The 15,397-nt window shown below is 71.3% G+C and carries 14 protein-coding genes and 1 tRNA gene; 4 read left to right on the top strand and 11 right to left on the bottom strand.

Features of this window, described 5'->3' with window-relative positions; all coding sequences use genetic code 11:
- Positions 1-103: 103 nt before the first annotated feature.
- A tRNA-Lys gene (locus RWM17_RS03770) sits at positions 104-176 on the bottom strand.
- A 144-nt stretch (positions 177-320) separates the two neighbouring features.
- On the opposite strand from RWM17_RS03770, the gene RWM17_RS03765 reads away from it, so the two are divergent.
- The 3 genes from RWM17_RS03765 to RWM17_RS03755 all read left to right on the top strand — a co-directional run bounded on the left by RWM17_RS03765 (position 321) and on the right by RWM17_RS03755 (position 3,321).
- Positions 321-950 carry a DNA-directed RNA polymerase subunit beta gene (locus RWM17_RS03765; RefSeq protein WP_314101492.1) on the top strand — a complete coding sequence of 210 codons (630 nt, stop codon included), beginning with the start codon at positions 321-323 and terminating at the stop codon, positions 948-950.
- 866 nt (positions 951-1,816) lie between these two features.
- Positions 1,817-2,413 carry an ECF RNA polymerase sigma factor SigK gene (gene sigK, locus RWM17_RS03760; protein WP_314101522.1) on the top strand — a complete coding sequence of 199 codons (597 nt, stop codon included), beginning with the start codon at positions 1,817-1,819 and terminating at the stop codon, positions 2,411-2,413.
- The gene (locus tag RWM17_RS03755; RefSeq protein WP_314101490.1) at positions 2,410-3,321 is read left to right on the top strand and encodes an anti-sigma factor domain-containing protein; all 912 of its coding nucleotides are present in this window, start codon (positions 2,410-2,412) and stop codon (positions 3,319-3,321) included. The genes sigK and RWM17_RS03755 overlap by 4 nt, the downstream gene beginning before the upstream one ends.
- Positions 3,322-3,481: 160 nt before the next feature.
- Here the strand turns inward: RWM17_RS03755 and pstB are convergent, their stop codons facing one another.
- The 7 genes from pstB to RWM17_RS03720 all read right to left on the bottom strand — a co-directional run bounded on the left by pstB (position 3,482) and on the right by RWM17_RS03720 (position 12,124).
- Positions 3,482-4,261 (bottom strand): phosphate ABC transporter ATP-binding protein PstB, encoded by a 780-nt coding sequence (gene pstB / locus RWM17_RS03750; protein WP_123547836.1) that lies wholly within the window; start codon positions 4,259-4,261, stop codon positions 3,482-3,484.
- An 86-nt stretch (positions 4,262-4,347) separates the two neighbouring features.
- On the bottom strand, positions 4,348-5,445 hold the full coding sequence (gene pstA, locus RWM17_RS03745) for a phosphate ABC transporter permease PstA (RefSeq protein WP_314101487.1): 1,098 nt from the start codon (positions 5,443-5,445) through the stop codon (positions 4,348-4,350).
- Complete coding sequence (pstC, locus tag RWM17_RS03740; protein ID WP_314101485.1) at positions 5,445-6,407, bottom strand: phosphate ABC transporter permease subunit PstC; 963 nt, start codon at positions 6,405-6,407, stop codon at positions 5,445-5,447. The genes pstA and pstC overlap by 1 nt, the downstream gene beginning before the upstream one ends.
- A gap of 151 nt (positions 6,408-6,558) precedes the next feature.
- Positions 6,559-7,656 carry a phosphate ABC transporter substrate-binding protein PstS gene (locus RWM17_RS03735; protein WP_399540032.1) on the bottom strand — a complete coding sequence of 366 codons (1,098 nt, stop codon included), beginning with the start codon at positions 7,654-7,656 and terminating at the stop codon, positions 6,559-6,561.
- A gap of 280 nt (positions 7,657-7,936) precedes the next feature.
- Entirely contained in the window at positions 7,937-8,881 is a 945-nt protein-coding gene (locus tag RWM17_RS03730) for an NUDIX hydrolase (protein WP_314101483.1), read from the bottom strand.
- Positions 8,878-11,046, bottom strand: a complete 2,169-nt coding sequence (locus tag RWM17_RS03725; RefSeq protein ID WP_123547840.1) for an RNA degradosome polyphosphate kinase — start codon at positions 11,044-11,046, stop codon at positions 8,878-8,880. Before RWM17_RS03725 ends, RWM17_RS03730 begins: the two co-directional genes overlap by 4 nt.
- Before the next feature lie 115 nt (positions 11,047-11,161).
- Positions 11,162-12,124 carry a DMT family transporter gene (locus RWM17_RS03720; protein ID WP_314101481.1) on the bottom strand — a complete coding sequence of 321 codons (963 nt, stop codon included), beginning with the start codon at positions 12,122-12,124 and terminating at the stop codon, positions 11,162-11,164.
- A gap of 34 nt (positions 12,125-12,158) precedes the next feature.
- On the opposite strand from RWM17_RS03720, the gene RWM17_RS03715 reads away from it, so the two are divergent.
- Entirely contained in the window at positions 12,159-12,767 is a 609-nt protein-coding gene (locus RWM17_RS03715; RefSeq protein WP_314101479.1) for a TetR/AcrR family transcriptional regulator, read from the top strand.
- 12 nt (positions 12,768-12,779) lie between these two features.
- Here the strand turns inward: RWM17_RS03715 and RWM17_RS03710 are convergent, their stop codons facing one another.
- From RWM17_RS03710 to RWM17_RS03700, 3 genes are all read right to left on the bottom strand, one after another.
- The gene (locus tag RWM17_RS03710) at positions 12,780-13,898 is read right to left on the bottom strand and encodes a DUF418 domain-containing protein (protein ID WP_314101477.1); all 1,119 of its coding nucleotides are present in this window, start codon (positions 13,896-13,898) and stop codon (positions 12,780-12,782) included.
- Between the two features lie 96 nt (positions 13,899-13,994).
- On the bottom strand, positions 13,995-14,213 hold the full coding sequence (locus tag RWM17_RS03705; RefSeq protein WP_123547843.1) for a hypothetical protein: 219 nt from the start codon (positions 14,211-14,213) through the stop codon (positions 13,995-13,997).
- A gap of 167 nt (positions 14,214-14,380) precedes the next feature.
- The coding region (locus RWM17_RS03700; protein WP_314101475.1) for a hypothetical protein at positions 14,381-15,397 on the bottom strand (1,017 nt) is incomplete at its 5' end.

Raw genomic sequence — 15,397 nt, 5'->3', positions numbered from 1 at the left:
CCCCTAAAAGGGGAACGGAATCATCGTTAGCGTGGAGGGGTTCTGGAGGGGTCCGAGTGTCCCCAGGATGGCCCGGAGGCCCTAGATCGCTTGCAAACACAGGTGGGCCCCGTGGGGCTCGAACCCACGACCCGCGGATTAAAAGTCCGATGCTCTGCCAACTGAGCTAGAGGCCCTCGGTGTTCGAGGATACGTGATCGCGGGCGTCCTCGCGGGCCGGCAGCGCGCCTCCTTCGCGGCCGCGAGCGACGACGGGAGGCGACGGGCGACGGCGCCCGACCCACACGCCGCTGTCGGTGCACGCGCGTATCGTCGAGACGATGCCCAGAGACTTCCACCGCCCGACCCAGTTCCCCAGCGCCGCCTTCGAGGCGTTCCAGGGAGGCGACGACCCGGCGACCGTGAACCGGATCGCCCACGAGTCGGCGGCCGCGCTCGTCGCCCGGGTCAAGCACGACCCGCAGCCCGAGATCCTCGACCGGCTCGTCTCGTTCAGCGACGAGCACGGCATCGACGTCGTCGCCGAGCTGTGGGCCCGCGCCGCGCCGCACACCCTCCCCGGGGCCCTGTGGCGCATCTACCTCGTCCGCGCGGTCATCCGCCAGGCGCCCGAGGAGGTCACCTACCTCTTCGACCGCGGCGTCGAGACGTCGACCACCATCGACCCGATCGTCGCCGGGGCGCCGACGCCCGCGACCCCCGCCGAGGTGCTCGCGCTGGCCGACCTCATCCTCCGCGGGGTGTTCGACGGCGACTTCGCGGTCGCTCTCGAACGCGGCGCGGCGTTCTGCCGGCTCGCGGCGGCGGGCGCCACGACCGTGGCCGACGAGCAGGACTCGATCGGCTCCGACCTCGCCTCGACGCTGACCCGGCGTGCACTCCGCCTCTCTGAGCTGGGTGTCGACCTCACCGCGTGCGCCGCGCTCTGGCGCGACGGCAGCCTCGACTGACGCGGCCTCGACTGACGCATCCTCGACTGACGCAGCGTGGATCGGCGTCGCGCACCAACGCGCTCGGCGACCGCCGCCTGAAAGCGAGACAGATCGGGACTCGGCTTGCCTGCTCGACCGGCGCGGCGCCTCCTCCGGGCCAGATCACTCTCAATTTTCGAGGGTGAAGCTACAGGAGGCGCGGCGACGTCCTCGAGGAGCGGACCGCGGAGGGGCGGAGCAGAGCTGAGCAGGCGGTGACTGACGCGCAGCGTTCGCACCGGGCGAACGCCCGAGCGAGGCCCGGCGACGACGGTTACACTCGATCACTGTCGGGCCGTAGAAACCCCGGGCTCCAAATTTAGCCGCTTCGAGCGGCCTCGCGCCGAGAGGCGTTCCTGCGGCTCGACACCCTCTTCCCCTCCCCGAGCGTGACCATCCCGCTCGGCTGATCCGGGGTCCCCGACCCCGTCCCCTCATCCGGGGCCCCGTCCCCGTCCCCTCCTCCGGGGCTCACGGTCGAGTGGTCCGAAGTGGTCCCTCCCAATGTGGTGACCGACCGTTCGTGACCACTCGGCCACCGGAGGCCGAGGCCCCGGCAAGAGTTCCGTGCACCCGGGGCAAACTCGCCCAAACCAGCAGACCCCCGGTACCGAACCATGAGCGTGAGGGATCGAGAGATCCTCCGCTGACTTCCCGCCGCCCTGACTGGCGGGACGACGCGGTCGTTCCCTCCGCTCGGCCCGGGCCTGAACGCCATCCCAGACGGTCACCGGGCGGGGGGAGCGACTCACACCAGCAAGAACAGCACCACCAGAGACCAGCACGAACCCGTCACGATCCTGTGACGGTCAGCCCGACACAAGCGGATCGAGGTGAACCCTGACATGCTGAAGCTCGTGACCCACGACATCGAGACTCCCCAGGACGAGGCGCGTGCGTCGACTCCTGACGAGCTCCTCATCAGGGTCGCCCAGGCCGATCGAGTGGCCTTCGCCGAGCTGTACGACCAGACCGCACCCCGTGTGATGGGCCTGATCAAGCGTCTCCTGAAGGACCACTCGCAGTCCGAGGAAGTCACCCAAGAGGTCTTCCTCGAGATCTGGCAGAACGCCGCTCGCTTCGACACCACCCGGGGCAGCGCCTCGAGCTGGATGCTGACGATGGCCCACCGCCGGGCCGTCGACCGTGTCCGTGCCTCGCAGGCCGGCCGCGACCGAGACCTCAAGATCGGCGTCCGCGACCTGGAGCTCGGCTACGACTCGGTCACCGAGTCGGTCGAGATCCGGATCGAGCACGAGCGCGTCGAGCGTGCACTGGGACGACTCACGGAGCTCCAGAGCCAGGCCGTCAGGCTGGCGTACTACGGCGGCTACAGCCACAGCGAGGTGGCCGCGATGCTGGGGGTGCCGATCGGCACCGTCAAGACGAGACTGCGCGACGGCATGATCCGCCTGCGCGACGAGATGGGAGTGGCATCGTGACCTACCGCGACGACTCCACCACCGGCGGGAACCCGCCCCACGACTCGCTCGAGGCGATGTCGGGCGCGTACGTGCTCGACGCCCTGAGCGACGACGAACGACACGACTTCGAGACTCTGCTGGAGGAGTCCGAGAGCACCAGAAGGGAAGTGACCGAATTGAGAGAGACCGCATTGCTGCTCGCCCACGCGGCACCGCCCGTGATGCCTTCGGCCGCCCTCCGCGCGAGCATCATGGACGCCATCGTCGGGCTGCCGCAGCTGCCCGCCCAGACCACCTCCGACTCTGCCTCGCAGACGCCGGCCGCGACCCCGGTCGCAGGAGGCGCGGGTGACGACCACGAGATCGCCCGCCCCGGCCGCCACGCCGTCCCCGAGATGGAGCCGAGCGAGTCCGAGACCGCTGCCCGCGTGATCGAGCCCACCGGGGCCGCCCGTGCCCGCTGGTTCACCCGTCCCGTCGCGATGCTCGGTGTCGCCGCGGCAGCCGCCGCGCTCTTCTTCGGAGGAGGCGCGCTGCTGTCCGAGGTCACCGGCCCGAGCCAGCAGCAGGAGGCCACCGCCTCCTCGATCGACGAGATCTACGCGGCAGGGGACTTCCAGCGCACCGTGGCGGACGTCAGCACCGGCGGGACCGCGACGCTGGTCTGGTCGAACGAGCTCAAGCGCTCGGCGGTCGTCCTCGACGGCCTCACCTCGCTGCCCGGCGACCAGACGTACGAGCTCTGGTACATCGGTGCCGACGGTGCGGTCCCCGCCGGCACGTTCGACACGGACAGCGACTCGACGGTCACGAAGGTGCTCAAGGGCGAGATGACGCCCGGCGACACCATCGGCCTGACGGTCGAGCCCGTCGGCGGCTCCGAGCAGCCGACGAGCGACCCGATCATGGCCGTGCAGGCCGCCTAGCAGCGACAACACGAGCCGGTCGGGCCCCGCGAGAGCGCGACCCGGCCACACGACGAAGGAGGCGGCCCACCAGCAGGTGGGCCGCCTCCTTCGCGTCGCTCCGGGCCGAGGACGGCCCGTGGGCCGCGTACGACCGTCGGGCCGCGCACAGCCTCCGGGCTCAGCCGAAGCGGCCGGAGACGTAGTCCTCGGTCGCCTGGACGCTGGGCTTCGAGAACATCGTGGCGGTGTCGTCGTACTCGATGAGCTTGCCGGGCTTGCCGGTGCCCGCGATGTTGAAGAAGGCCGTCTTGTCGCTGACCCGGCTCGCCTGCTGCATGTTGTGGGTCACGATGACGATCGTGTACTGCTGCTTGAGCTCCTCGATGAGGTCCTCGATGGCGAGCGTCGAGATCGGGTCGAGGGCCGAGCAGGGCTCGTCCATCAGGATCACGTCGGGGGAGACGGCGACGGCGCGCGCGATGCAGAGACGCTGCTGCTGCCCGCCCGAGAGGCCCGAGCCGGGCTTGTCGAGGCGGTCCTTGACCTCGTTCCAGAGGTTGGCGCCCTGCAGCGAGCTCTCGACCAGGTCGTCCTGCTCGCCCTTGCCCATGCGGCGGTTGTTGAGCTTCACGCCGGCGAGCACGTTGTCGCGGATGCTCATGGTGGGGAACGGGTTCGGGCGCTGGAACACCATTCCGACCTGACGGCGGACGAGCACCGGGTCGACGCCGGGGCTGTACAGGTCGTTGCCGTCGATCAGCACCTCACCGTCCACGTAAGCACCGGGGATGACCTCGTGCATGCGGTTCAGCGTGCGGAGGAACGTCGACTTGCCGCAGCCGGACGGGCCGATGAAGGCCGTGACGGTGCGCGGCTCGATGGTGATGTTGACGTCCTCGACGGCCTTGAACTTGCTGTAGTAGACGTTGAGGTCCTTGACCTCGATGCGCTTGGACATTCAGGTTCCTTCGGTGAGGTGCGGCGTCGTGCTGCGTGTCGGGTGCGGAGACGCGGGGGGAAGAGGGACGAGGAGGCGCGTGGCCGTCAGCGGCCGAGCTTGGGGGCGAAGAGGCGCGCGATGAGGCGGGCCAGCAGGTTCAGCGCCATGACGATGAGGATCAGCGTCAGGGCCGAGGTCCACGCCCGGTCGATGTACGCGGCCGCGTCGGTGCCCTGGCTGACGTACGAGCTGTAGGCGAAGACCGGCAGCGACTGCATGCGACCGTCGAAGAGGTCGTAGTTCATGCTCGCCGTGAAGCCGGCGGTGATGAGCAGCGGGGCCGTCTCGCCGATGACGCGGGCGATCGAGAGCATGACGCCGGTGGTGATGCCCGCGATGGAGGTGGGGAGCACGACCTTGAGGATCGTCAGCCACTTCGGCACGCCGAGCGCGTAGGCGGCCTCGCGCAGCTCGTTCGGGACGAGCTTGAGCATCTCCTCCGTGCTGCGCACGACGACGGGGATCATCAGCACGGCCAGGGCCACGGAGCCGGCGGCGCCCATGCGGACGCCCTCGCCGAAGAAGATCACGAACAGGGCGTAGGCGAACAGGCCGGCGACGATCGACGGGATGCCCGTCATGACGTCGACGAAGAAGGTGATCGCGCGGGCCAGGCGGCCGCGGCCGTACTCGACCAGGTAGATGGCCGTCAGCAGGCCGATCGGCACCGAGATGACGGCGGCGAGGGCGGTGATCAGCAGGGTGCCGGTGAGGGCGTGCAGCCCGCCGCCGCCCGCGCCGACCACGTTGCGCATCGACATGGCGAAGAAGTCGCCGTCGAAGCGCGCCGCACCGGAGGTGACGACGGTGAAGAGGACGGAGATGAGCGGGATCAGCGCGAGGATGAACGCGGCGCTGACCAGGGTGGTGACGACGCGGTCCTTGGCGCGGCGGATGCCCTCGACCTGCATCGAGATGACGAAGACGAGCGCGGCGTACAGGATCGTGCCGAGCACGATGGCGGCGACCCAGTTGAAGGTCTCGGTGACGCCGCCGGCCTGCAGCAGGCCGAAGACGACGAGCATGATCGCCCAGCTGCCGGCGAGGATGACCAGGGGCGAGGCCTTGGGCAGGCGTCCCGTGGTGAGGGTGTTGACGGTGCGGCTGGCCGTGCGGGGACGGTCCTGGGTGGTCGTTGCCATCAGTTCGCTCCCGAGAAGGCCTTGCGGCGGTTGATGACGATGCGGGCGATCGAGTTGACGACCAGCGTGATGACGAAGAGGACGAGGCCCGTCGCGATCAGCGTGTTGATGCCGATGTCGTGCGCCTCGGGGAACCTCAGGGCGATGTTCGCGGCGATGGTCGACGAGTTCGTCGAGGTGAGGATCGCGGGGTTGATCACGAGAGCCGGCGACAGCACGAGGGCGACGGCCATGGTCTCGCCGAGGGCCCGGCCGAGGCCGAGCATCGAGGCCGAGATGATGCCGGGGCGGCCGAAGGGCAGGACCGCGACCTGGATCATCTCCCAGCGGGTCGCGCCCAGCGCGAGGGCCGCCTCCTCGTGCAGGGTCGGCGTCTGCAGGAACACCTCGCGGCTCAGCGCCGTGATGATCGGCAGGATCATGACGGCGAGCACGATGGAGGCGGTGAGCAGCGTGCGACCGGTGCCCGACACGGGACCGGCGAACAGCGGGAACCAGCCGAGGTTGTCGGCCATCCACGCGTAGACGGGCTGCACGGCGGGGGCGAGGACGATGCTGCCCCACAGGCCGAAGACGACCGACGGCACGGCGGCGAGCAGGTCGATGACGTAGCCGAGGCCGGCGGCGAGGCGGCGCGGGGCGTAGTGCGAGATGAAGAGCGCGATGCCGATGGCGACGGGGAGGGCCATGACGAGCGCGAGCGCGGCGGCGTAGACCGTGCCGAAGGCGAGCGGGCCGACGTACTGCCAGAACGAGTCGGGGAAGCCGGACAGCGAGATGTCGGCCGGGTCGGCGATCACGGCGGGGATGCTCTGCGCGACCAGGAAGATCGCGACGGCGGCGAGGATGGCGAGGATCAGGCCGCCGGCGACGACGGTGCTGCCCGAGAAGATCCGGTCTGCGGGGCGACGCGGCGCACGAGGTGCTCTGACCTTCGTGGCGGTCGATGCGGGGGCGGTCATCGGACGAGGTCCTCCGGGTGGGTGCTCGGTGTGCGGGCGGTGCTCGGGTGGCGGTGCGGTTCTGCCGATGGTGCTGATCGTACGGGTGCCCCTGTCAGGGCGACGGCCCGGGACCGCACGGCGTGCGGTCCCGGGCCCGGTGTGGCAGGTGCTACTTGATGAGCGCGATCGCGTCGGCGACCTGGCCCGAGAGGGTGCTCGAGATGGGAGCCGAGCCGGCGGCGTCGGCCGCGACCTGCTGGCCCTCGTCGCTGGACACGTACTCGAAGTACGACTTCACGAGCTCGCCCTGGGCGGCGTCCTCGTACGACTCGCAGCCGATGAGGTAGCTGACCAGCACGAGGGGGTAGACGCCGTCGGCGGTCGAGGTGCGGTCGAGCTCGATGGCGATGTCGCCCTCGGTGCGGCCTTCCTCTTCAGGGGACTCGTCGACGATGGCGGCGGCGGCCTCGGCCGAGTACTCGACGAACTCCTCGCCGACCTTGATCTTCGCGACGCCGAGGTCGCCGGCGCGCGAGGCGTCCGCGTAGCCGATGGTGCCGGTGCCGTTGGTCACCGCGTCGATGACGCCCGAGGTGCCGGAGGCGCCCTCGCCGCCCTCGAGGGGCCAGACGCCGTCGGGCTCCGACGACCACACGTCGGGGCTGTTGGCGTTCAGGTACTCGGTGAAGTTCTCGGTGGTGCCCGAGTCGTCCGAGCGGTGCACGGCCGTGATGGGCGTGCTGGGCAGGTCGGCGTCGGGGTTGTCGGCCTTGATCTCGGCCGCGTCCCACGTGGTGATCGCACCGCTGAAGATGCCGGCGATGGTGGCGGGCGAGAGGTTGAGCTCGTCGACGCCGTCGAGGTTGAAGACGACCGCGATGGGCGAGACGTAGACGGGCAGCTCGACGATGCCGGTGTCGGGGGTGCAGCCCGCGAAGGTGCTCGACGAGATCTCGTCGGCCTTGAACGCGCGGTCCGAGCCGGCGAAGGCCGCGGCGCCGGAGATGAAGCTCTCACGGCCGCCGCCGGAGCCCTGCGGGTCGTAGTTGACGGTCACGTCGGGGTTGGCGGTCTGGAAGCCGGCGACCCAGGCCTCCTGGGCGGCCTGCTGGGACGAGGCGCCGATGCCGGCGATCGTGCCGGAGAGGTCGGAGGAGGCGCCGTCGGACGAGGAGCCGGAGCCGCCCTCGTTAGAGGCGCAGGACGCGAGGAGCATGGTGCCGACCGCGGCGATCGCCACGATGCTGCCGGTGCGCTTGAAGTTCACAGAGGTTCCTTCTCGGGATGTGGTGCTGTGGGGTGCTGGGGGGCCGGTGCTGGCCCGTTGCGAGACGCTACGTCGGGCGGTTAACCACGGTCGTCTGCGATGGTGAACGGGAGGTTAACGCGGGGGGAACATCGGCCGGGCGTGCCCGCCGCCACGGTGCCGCGGGGCCAGGATCACCCGCCGGGTCCACCCGTCGCGCCGGCCCGGGGCCCGGCCCGACACGGCTCGCGCCCCGCGGCAGGGCCGCGGGGGGCGTGGAGGGGCCGGGCGTCGGCAGGGCTCAGAGGACGGGGCCGTGCGGGTCGTCGGCGACGAGCGCGGGATCGGAGCACGACACGTGCAGCACGGTGTACTCGCCGGGACTCAGCGAGGAGGCGCGGCGCAGGTCGAGCCGGTGGCCCCCGACCGTCCCCGCGGCGATCTGCCGCACGATCTCGGGCAGCACCGGGGCGTGCGTGCAGAACACGGCCGGCACCCGCTTCTTCAGGCGCTTCGCGACCACGCCGGTCACGTCGTCGTCGTGGCGGTCGAACGCGTCCTGGCTGATCGAGTCGCTCTGCTTGACCCCGACGCGGGTCAGCGCCGAGACCGGCTCGAGCGTCGCGAGGCAGCGGGCGGCCGTGCTGCTGATCAGGCGCTGCGGGGCCCACGCGGCGATGCCGGGCGCGATCGACTTGGCCTGGCGGCGGCCCTGGGGCAGGAGGGGGCGGGTGGCGTCCGAGCCGCTCCAGTCGCCGGGCGACGTCGTCTTCGCGTGCCGCAGGGCCACGAGGGCGAAGGTGCGGGCGGCGCCCGAGGCGACGCGGTCGGCGAACCGGTCGAGCACCTCCGCGTCCCGTTCGTAGGTCAGCTTGGCGCGCGCCTTCTCGATCGAGACCCACTCGATCGCGGCGACCTCGCTGTTGGGCGTGAAGCGCCCTGCCTCGGCGAAGGCCTCGTCGTCGACCTCGGCCGCCCAGTAGTGCACGATCTTGTCCCGCCCGCCGGGCATGACGTACTCGGCGGTGCCGAGCGGGGCCCCGAGGGCGACGCGGTACCCCGTCTCCTCCCGGATCTCTCGGACGGCCGTCTGCGGCGTCGACTCGCCGGGGTCGACCTTGCCCTTGGGCAGCGAGACGTCGCCGTGGTGCTCGCGGTGGATGAGCAGCACGCGCGCCTTGCCGTCGACGAGGCGGAAGCAGACCGCGCCGGCAGCGACGATCGTCGTGGGGGCGACCGTGCTCACCGGCTGGCCCGGCGGCGCTGCGTGATCTGCTTCATCAGCACGTTCTGCATGTCGGCGAGCGGCGCGTCCGACGCGTCACGCGCGTGGCGCGTCCAGGTGCCGTCGCTCTCGAGCCACCACGACGCCGTCTCGTCGGACATCGCACGGTCGAAGAGCTCGGAGACCTGGTCGAGGTGGTCCTGCTGCGTGAGGCGCACGAGCGCCTCGATGCGACGGTCGAGGTTGCGGTGCATCATGTCGGCGCTGCCGATGAAGACCTGGGGGTCGCCGTCGTTCGCGAACCAGAACAGGCGCGAGTGCTCGAGGTAGCGACCGAGGACCGACCGCACGCGGATCGTGTCGCTCAGGCCGGGCTGGCCCGGCTTGATGGTGCAGATGCCACGCACCCAGACGTCGACCGGCACGCCGGCCTGGCTGGCCTTGTAGAGCGCGTCGATGATCTGCTCGTCGACGATCGAGTTGATCTTGATCTTGATGCCCGAGGGTCGACCGGCCTGCGCGGCCTCGATCTCGCCCTGGATCTGCTTGAGCAGCCCGCGGCGCAGGTAGCGCGGCGCGACGAGGAGGCGCTTGAACTTCTTCTCGATCGCGTAGCCCGACAGCTCGTTGAACAGGCGCGTCAGGTCTTTGCCGACCTGGTCGTCGGCGGTGAAGAGGCCCATGTCCTCGTAGATGCGGCTGGTCTTGGGGTTGTAGTTGCCCGTGCCGATGTGCGTGTAGTGCCGCAGCCGGCCCTTCTCCTGGCGGATGACGAGCGCGAGCTTGCAGTGGGTCTTGAGCCCGACCAGCCCGTAGACGACGTGCACGCCGGCCTTCTCGAGCTTGCGGGCCCAGGTGATGTTGTTCTGCTCGTCGAAGCGCGCCTTGACCTCGACGAGGGCGAGCACCTGCTTGCCCGACTCGGCGGCGTCGATGAGGGCCTCGATGATGGGGCTGTCGCCGCTCGTCCGGTAGAGCGTCTGCTTGATGGCGAGGACGTTGGGGTCGGCCGCCGCCTGCTCGAGGAACGCCTGCACGCTCGTCGCGAACGACTCGTACGGGTGGTGCACCAGGATGTCCTGCCGGGCGATGCTCGCGAACATGTCGGGCTTCATGTTCGGTTCGGTCGGCTGCAGCTGCAGGGCCGTCTGGGGCAGGTGCTTCGGGTACTTGAGGTCGGAGCGGGGCATCTTCGTGATCTCGAAGAGGCCGGCGAGGTCGAGGGGGGCCGGCAGCCGGTAGACCTCTTGGTCGGTGACGTCGAGCTCGCGGACGAGCAGCTCGAGCGTGACCGGGTCCATGTCGTCGGTGATCTCGAGGCGGATGGGCGGGCCGAAGCGCCGACGCAGCAGCTCGCGCTCGAGCGCCTGGATCAGGTTCTCCGACTCGTCCTCGTCGACCTCGACGTCCTCGTTGCGGGTGACGCGGAACACGTGGTGCTCGACGACCTCCATGCCCGGGAACAGGTCTTGCAGGTGGTTCGCGATCAGGTCTTCCAACGGGATGAACCGCACGCGCCCGCTGTCGTTGTCGGGCAGCTGCACGAAGCGCGGCAGCATCTGCGGCACCTTGAGGCGCGCGAACTCCTGGCGCATCGTCTTCGGGTTGCGGACGCGCACCGAGAGGTTCAGCGAGAGGCCCGAGATGTACGGGAACGGGTGCGCGGGGTCGACGGCGAGCGGCATGAGCACGGGGAAGATCTGCTCGGTGAAGATCTCGCGCATGCGGACGCGGTCGGCCTCTTCGAGGTCGGACCACTTCTCGATGTGGATGCCCGCGTCGTCGAGATCGGGCTTGACCAGGTCGAGGAACGCACGGGCGTGCCGCTCTTGCAGGTCGTGCGCCTTGGCGTTGATGTCGGCGAGCACCTCGTTGGGGCCGCGGCCGACGTTCGTGGGCACGGCGAGCCCGGTGGCGATGCGCCGCTTCAGGCCGGCGACGCGGACCATGAAGAACTCGTCGAGGTTGCTGGCGAAGATCGCGAGGAAGTTCGCGCGCTCGAGCAGCGGCGTCGTCGGGTCCTCGGCGAGCTCGAGCACGCGCTGGTTGAACGCCAGCCAGCTGAGCTCTCGGTCGAGGTACCGCTCGGCGGGGAGCGTGCCGTCCTCGAAGCTGACGATCTCGTCGAAGTCGTCGAGGAAATCGGGGGTGACGCCGGCGCCGTCGACGCGTGGTTCGCTGTCCATCGCACCATCGTGCCACCCCTGGTGGCCGCCGACGTCCCCGCCACGTGAACGGCTGGTGACGAGGCCCGGCCCGGCGGCTGTGGAGGAGGCACGGGAGAGGCGCGACGGAGGCGCCTCAGGCGGCCGCGAGGGCCTCGCCGACCGGTGCGCGCCTCCCTCGTCCGCCGGCCAGCACGAGGGCGGAGCCGGCGCCGCTGAGCACGAACCCCGCGAGGGTCCACGCCGTGAGCGGCTCGCCCAGGAGCAGGGCGCCGGAGGCCGCGGTGGTCGGCGCGACCAGGAACAGCAGCGCGTTCAGGGCGGTCACGCCCAGCCGGCGCAGCAGCCACCAGTAGAGCCCATACGCGGCGAGCGTCGGCACCAGCGCCGACAGCACGGTGGCGGCCCAGAACGAGGGCGACGGAGGCGGCACGAGCGTCCCGGTCGCGGCCGCGAGCACCACGAGCGCCGCTGCCGTCACGCTCACGTGCACCGTCAGCGTCGTGAGCACGGGCAAGTCCGCCCCGCCGTGCCGCTCGACGAGCGTGCCGGCGATCAGGCTCGCCATGGCCAGCGCCGGGAGGGCCCAGGCCCACGCCGGCGCGTCCGAGTCGCCGAGCTGCGACCCGACGACGAGCACGACGCCGATCGCCCCGACTCCGAGCCCGGCCCACTGCGCGCCCCGCACGCGCAGCCCGAGCAGCGGTCCGACGAGGGTGGCGACGACGAGCGGCTGCACCGCGTCGACCAGGGCCGTGCTGCCGGTCGCCACCCCGGCGCCGACCGCCGCGTAGACGAACACGACGTAGCCGAACTGCGCGAGCAGCCCGATCACGGCCTGGCGCCGCAGCTCGACGCCGGGGACGCCGCGCAGCCGCCCCCGGGCGGCGGCCACCACGACGAGCAGCACCGCGAGCGGCAGGAACCGCCAGAGCAGCAGCGTCGTCGCGGGCGCGTCGACGGTGGCGACGGCAGCGATGGTGAAGCCCGAGCTCCACGCGAGGACGAACGCGGCGGCGGCGAGCACCGTGACGACGCCGGGCGCGCGGCGCGCACGGCCCCTCTCGCGGTCGTTGTGTACACCGATCTGTTTATTCATGCCCCTGACTATACAGATGGGTATAGTCACGGGCATGGTCGATCTCACCGCACCCGAGCTGCCCTCCCTCACGCCGGGTGCGCGCCGCCTCCTCGACGCCGCCTCCGACCTCTTCTACGACCGCGGCGTCCACGCCGTCGGCGTCGACACGATCGCCGAGGCGGCCGGCGTCACCAAGAAGACCCTCTACGACCGCTTCGGCTCGAAGGAGGCGCTGGTCGTCTCGTACCTGCAGCACCGCGACGCGAGATGGCGCGCCCACCTCGCCGCCGAGTTGGCCCGCACGCCCGAGCCCGGCCCCGAGCGGGTGCTCGCTGTCTTCGACGCGACGCTCACCTGGGCCGCCGACAACTCGCCCAAGGGCTGCGGCGTGATCAACGCCCGTGCAGAGGTGGGCGGCCCGGACGACGGCGGGCCGGTGCTTCCCGAGCTCACCAGGCAGAAGCGCTGGATGCTCGCGCTGGTCGCCGACCTCCTCGCCGAGGCGGGGCTGGGGCGGGACGACGACGGCGCCCTCGCGCGGCAGCTGATGCTGCTGCACGAGGGCGCCCTCGTCACGCTCGGGATGGCGACCTTCCCCAGGCCGGTCGAGACGGCGCGGGACCTCGCCGCGGCGCTGCTCGCCGACGCCGGTCGCCCCTGACCGGCCCCGGCCTCAGAGCACCCCGCCGCGCATCGGTGCGAGGCGTCGCCAGGTGACCGACCGCCAGGCCCACTCCACGGGGCCGTACGAGAAGTGCCGCAGCCACAGCCGGCTGAGCAGCGACTGCACGACGAGCAGCGCGGCGCTCGCGACGACCATCGGCAGGTAGGTCGTCATCGTCGACCAGCCGAGGCCCGACGAGGCCAGCGCGACGAGGGTGAGAACGACCGACGCGGCCAGGTAGTTCGTGAGGGCCGTCCGGCCGAGCGGCTCGAAGGCCGCGGCGAGCAGGGCCCGGGCGCGAGTGCGCCAGAGCAGGGCCAGCCCCGACGCGTAGGTCACGGCGACCACGAGGCCGGTCGAGGCGCCTACGGCACCGAAGGCGGCCTCCGGCCCTCCGGCGGCCTGCGCGACTGTGCCCGCGACCGAGGCGAGGAGGGCCGTGACGAACACCGCGACGACCGATCGTCCCGGCCGCTCGAGCACCGCGGGGAGCCCGTAGGAGGCGGCGGCGGAGCCCAGCAGGAGCAGGCCGGGGACCGTCACGACGCCTCCGCCGAGTACGGCGAACGCGACGATCGTGAGCACGGCGCCCAGCGCCGCGGTCAGCCAGCGAGGGGCGAGCAGCACGACCGGCAGCAGGGCGAGGCCGGCCACGGCGTACTCGCGCAGCACGTCCCCGGGGAACACGAGCGCGTGCAGCAGGCCGATCCCGAGCAGGGCGACCAGCCGCAGCGCCAGGGGCAGCCACGGCGACGTCCCGCGACGGCGGGCGGACAGCACGATGAGCTGGGCGCTCAGCCCGAAGAGGAAGCAGAAGATCGGCACGAACCGCTGCTCGACGAGCACGCCGAGCAGGCCGCTGCCCGTGCTCGACGAGAGCTGGCCCGCGAAGTCGTCCGGGGACAGACCCTCGCCGATGCCCAGCAGGAAGGGGGCGTTCGCGAAGAGGATGCCGCACAGGGCGAACCCGCGGAGGGCGTCGATCAGCCGCCAGCGGCGCGCAGGAGTCGCCGAGGCGGGGGCGGTCCCTCTACCAGGCAGGGTCGCGACGGTCGAGTCGAGGCCGGGGCGAACGGAAGGAGCCGAGAGGGAAGCTGCAGCGGAGGAGGAGCGGGTGACCTGGGGCATGTCACCAGCGTCGCGGAGCCTCGCCGCGAACGAGTCGTCCCCCCGGATGACGTCGCCGCGGCGCCGTCGTCCGGGGGGACGAGATGGGAGAGCTGCCTACTTCTCTTCCTGCTTCAGGGCGATGCCGAGGGCGAAGAACGTGGGGGCCCAGTGGCCGATGAAGATGCCCCAGCGGTCGGACTGCGCCTTGTCGTTCGAGTCCTTGCCCTGGGAGGCGAGCCACGCGACGAGCGCGATGACGATGGAGGCGAAGCCGCCCCAGTAGGCGTGCTCGCTCTTGACGCCGAGGTCCGAGATGAATTTGACGGGGTTCATGGTGTTCTCCTGCAGGTCGTGGACTATCCGATGACGACAATCCACTCCCTCAGGCTGTGAGCGGCGTGCCAGGTCGGGGTGCAGCTCCGAGTAAGCCGCCGACACGCTTCCGCGTACCCCGGCGCGTACCCCGGTCCTCACCCGGGGGTCTGGCGGGGCTCCTGCCGTCAGTACTGCAGCAGCGTCGACGTGAAGGTCGCGCCCTCGGCCGTCACGTCCGGGACGACCCCCTGGATCGGGACCCGCACGGAGCCCACCGAGTTGAAGGTGCCGGTGGAGCCCGCGCCGTCGCTGACCGTCGAGGTGAAGACCGCCGACCCCTCCGTCGTGTCCTCCACCTGCCAGCCCTGGCTCGTCCACTCGCCTATCTCGTAGACGGGCGTCGTCTCGAGCGTCCACTTCTGGTCGGTCAGCGTGTAGCCGGTCGGCTCGTTGAGGATCTGGAAGCTGCAGCCGGCGGGCTTGAGGTCGGGGCTGGCGACGCACGCCGCGAGCCACGCGTCGACGGCGGCGCGTGCCGACGCCTGGCCCGTGTCGGTCAGCGTCGCGACGAGCGTGGCGGGGCTGCCGGTCGAGGAGGCGCCGGTCGCGATCCCGACGACGTCGTCCGCCGCGTAGGCGCCCGCCCCGTCGAGCGTGGCGGGGTAGCTGCCGGGGAACGCCCGCAGCTCGACCGTGTCGCCCTCGGCTCCGGCGTGGGGCACCTCGACGCCGGCCGCCGTCACGACGGCGGCGTCGGGCGCGCCGACCTGGACGGTGAGGGTGCCGAGCTCGACGGGCGTGAGCGTCCACCGGTCGAAGAAGAGGAGGTCGGTGCCGTCCTTCTCGAGTGTGAACTGCTGGTCGTACACGGCGCCCGCCTCGCCGCCCTGCTGGACGACGGCGTAGACGGCGGCCGTGTCGCCGTCGACGCGCGAGCCGGTCACGCGCCAGCCCGTGACCCCGTCGGTGACGCCCGCGTAGGCGTCGTTCGTGAGGAGCACGTCGCCGTCGCCGACCTCGGTGCCGTCGAGCGACATCGCCAGCTCGACGTCGCCCTGCTGCACCGCGTCGAGGTAGGCCACGACGGCGGCCTGCGGCTGGTGCGTGGCGGCCGTGCGGCCCACCACGACGGCGGCGACGACGCCGAGCGCGAAGAGCACGGCGGCCCCGCCGAGGAGCAGCGTGCGGCGACGGCTCCACCC

The sequence above is a fragment of the uncultured Frigoribacterium sp. genome, assembly GCF_963515265.1.
GTDB lineage: Bacteria > Actinomycetota > Actinomycetes > Actinomycetales > Microbacteriaceae > Frigoribacterium.
This window is presented reverse-complemented; position numbering and strand designations above follow the sequence as displayed.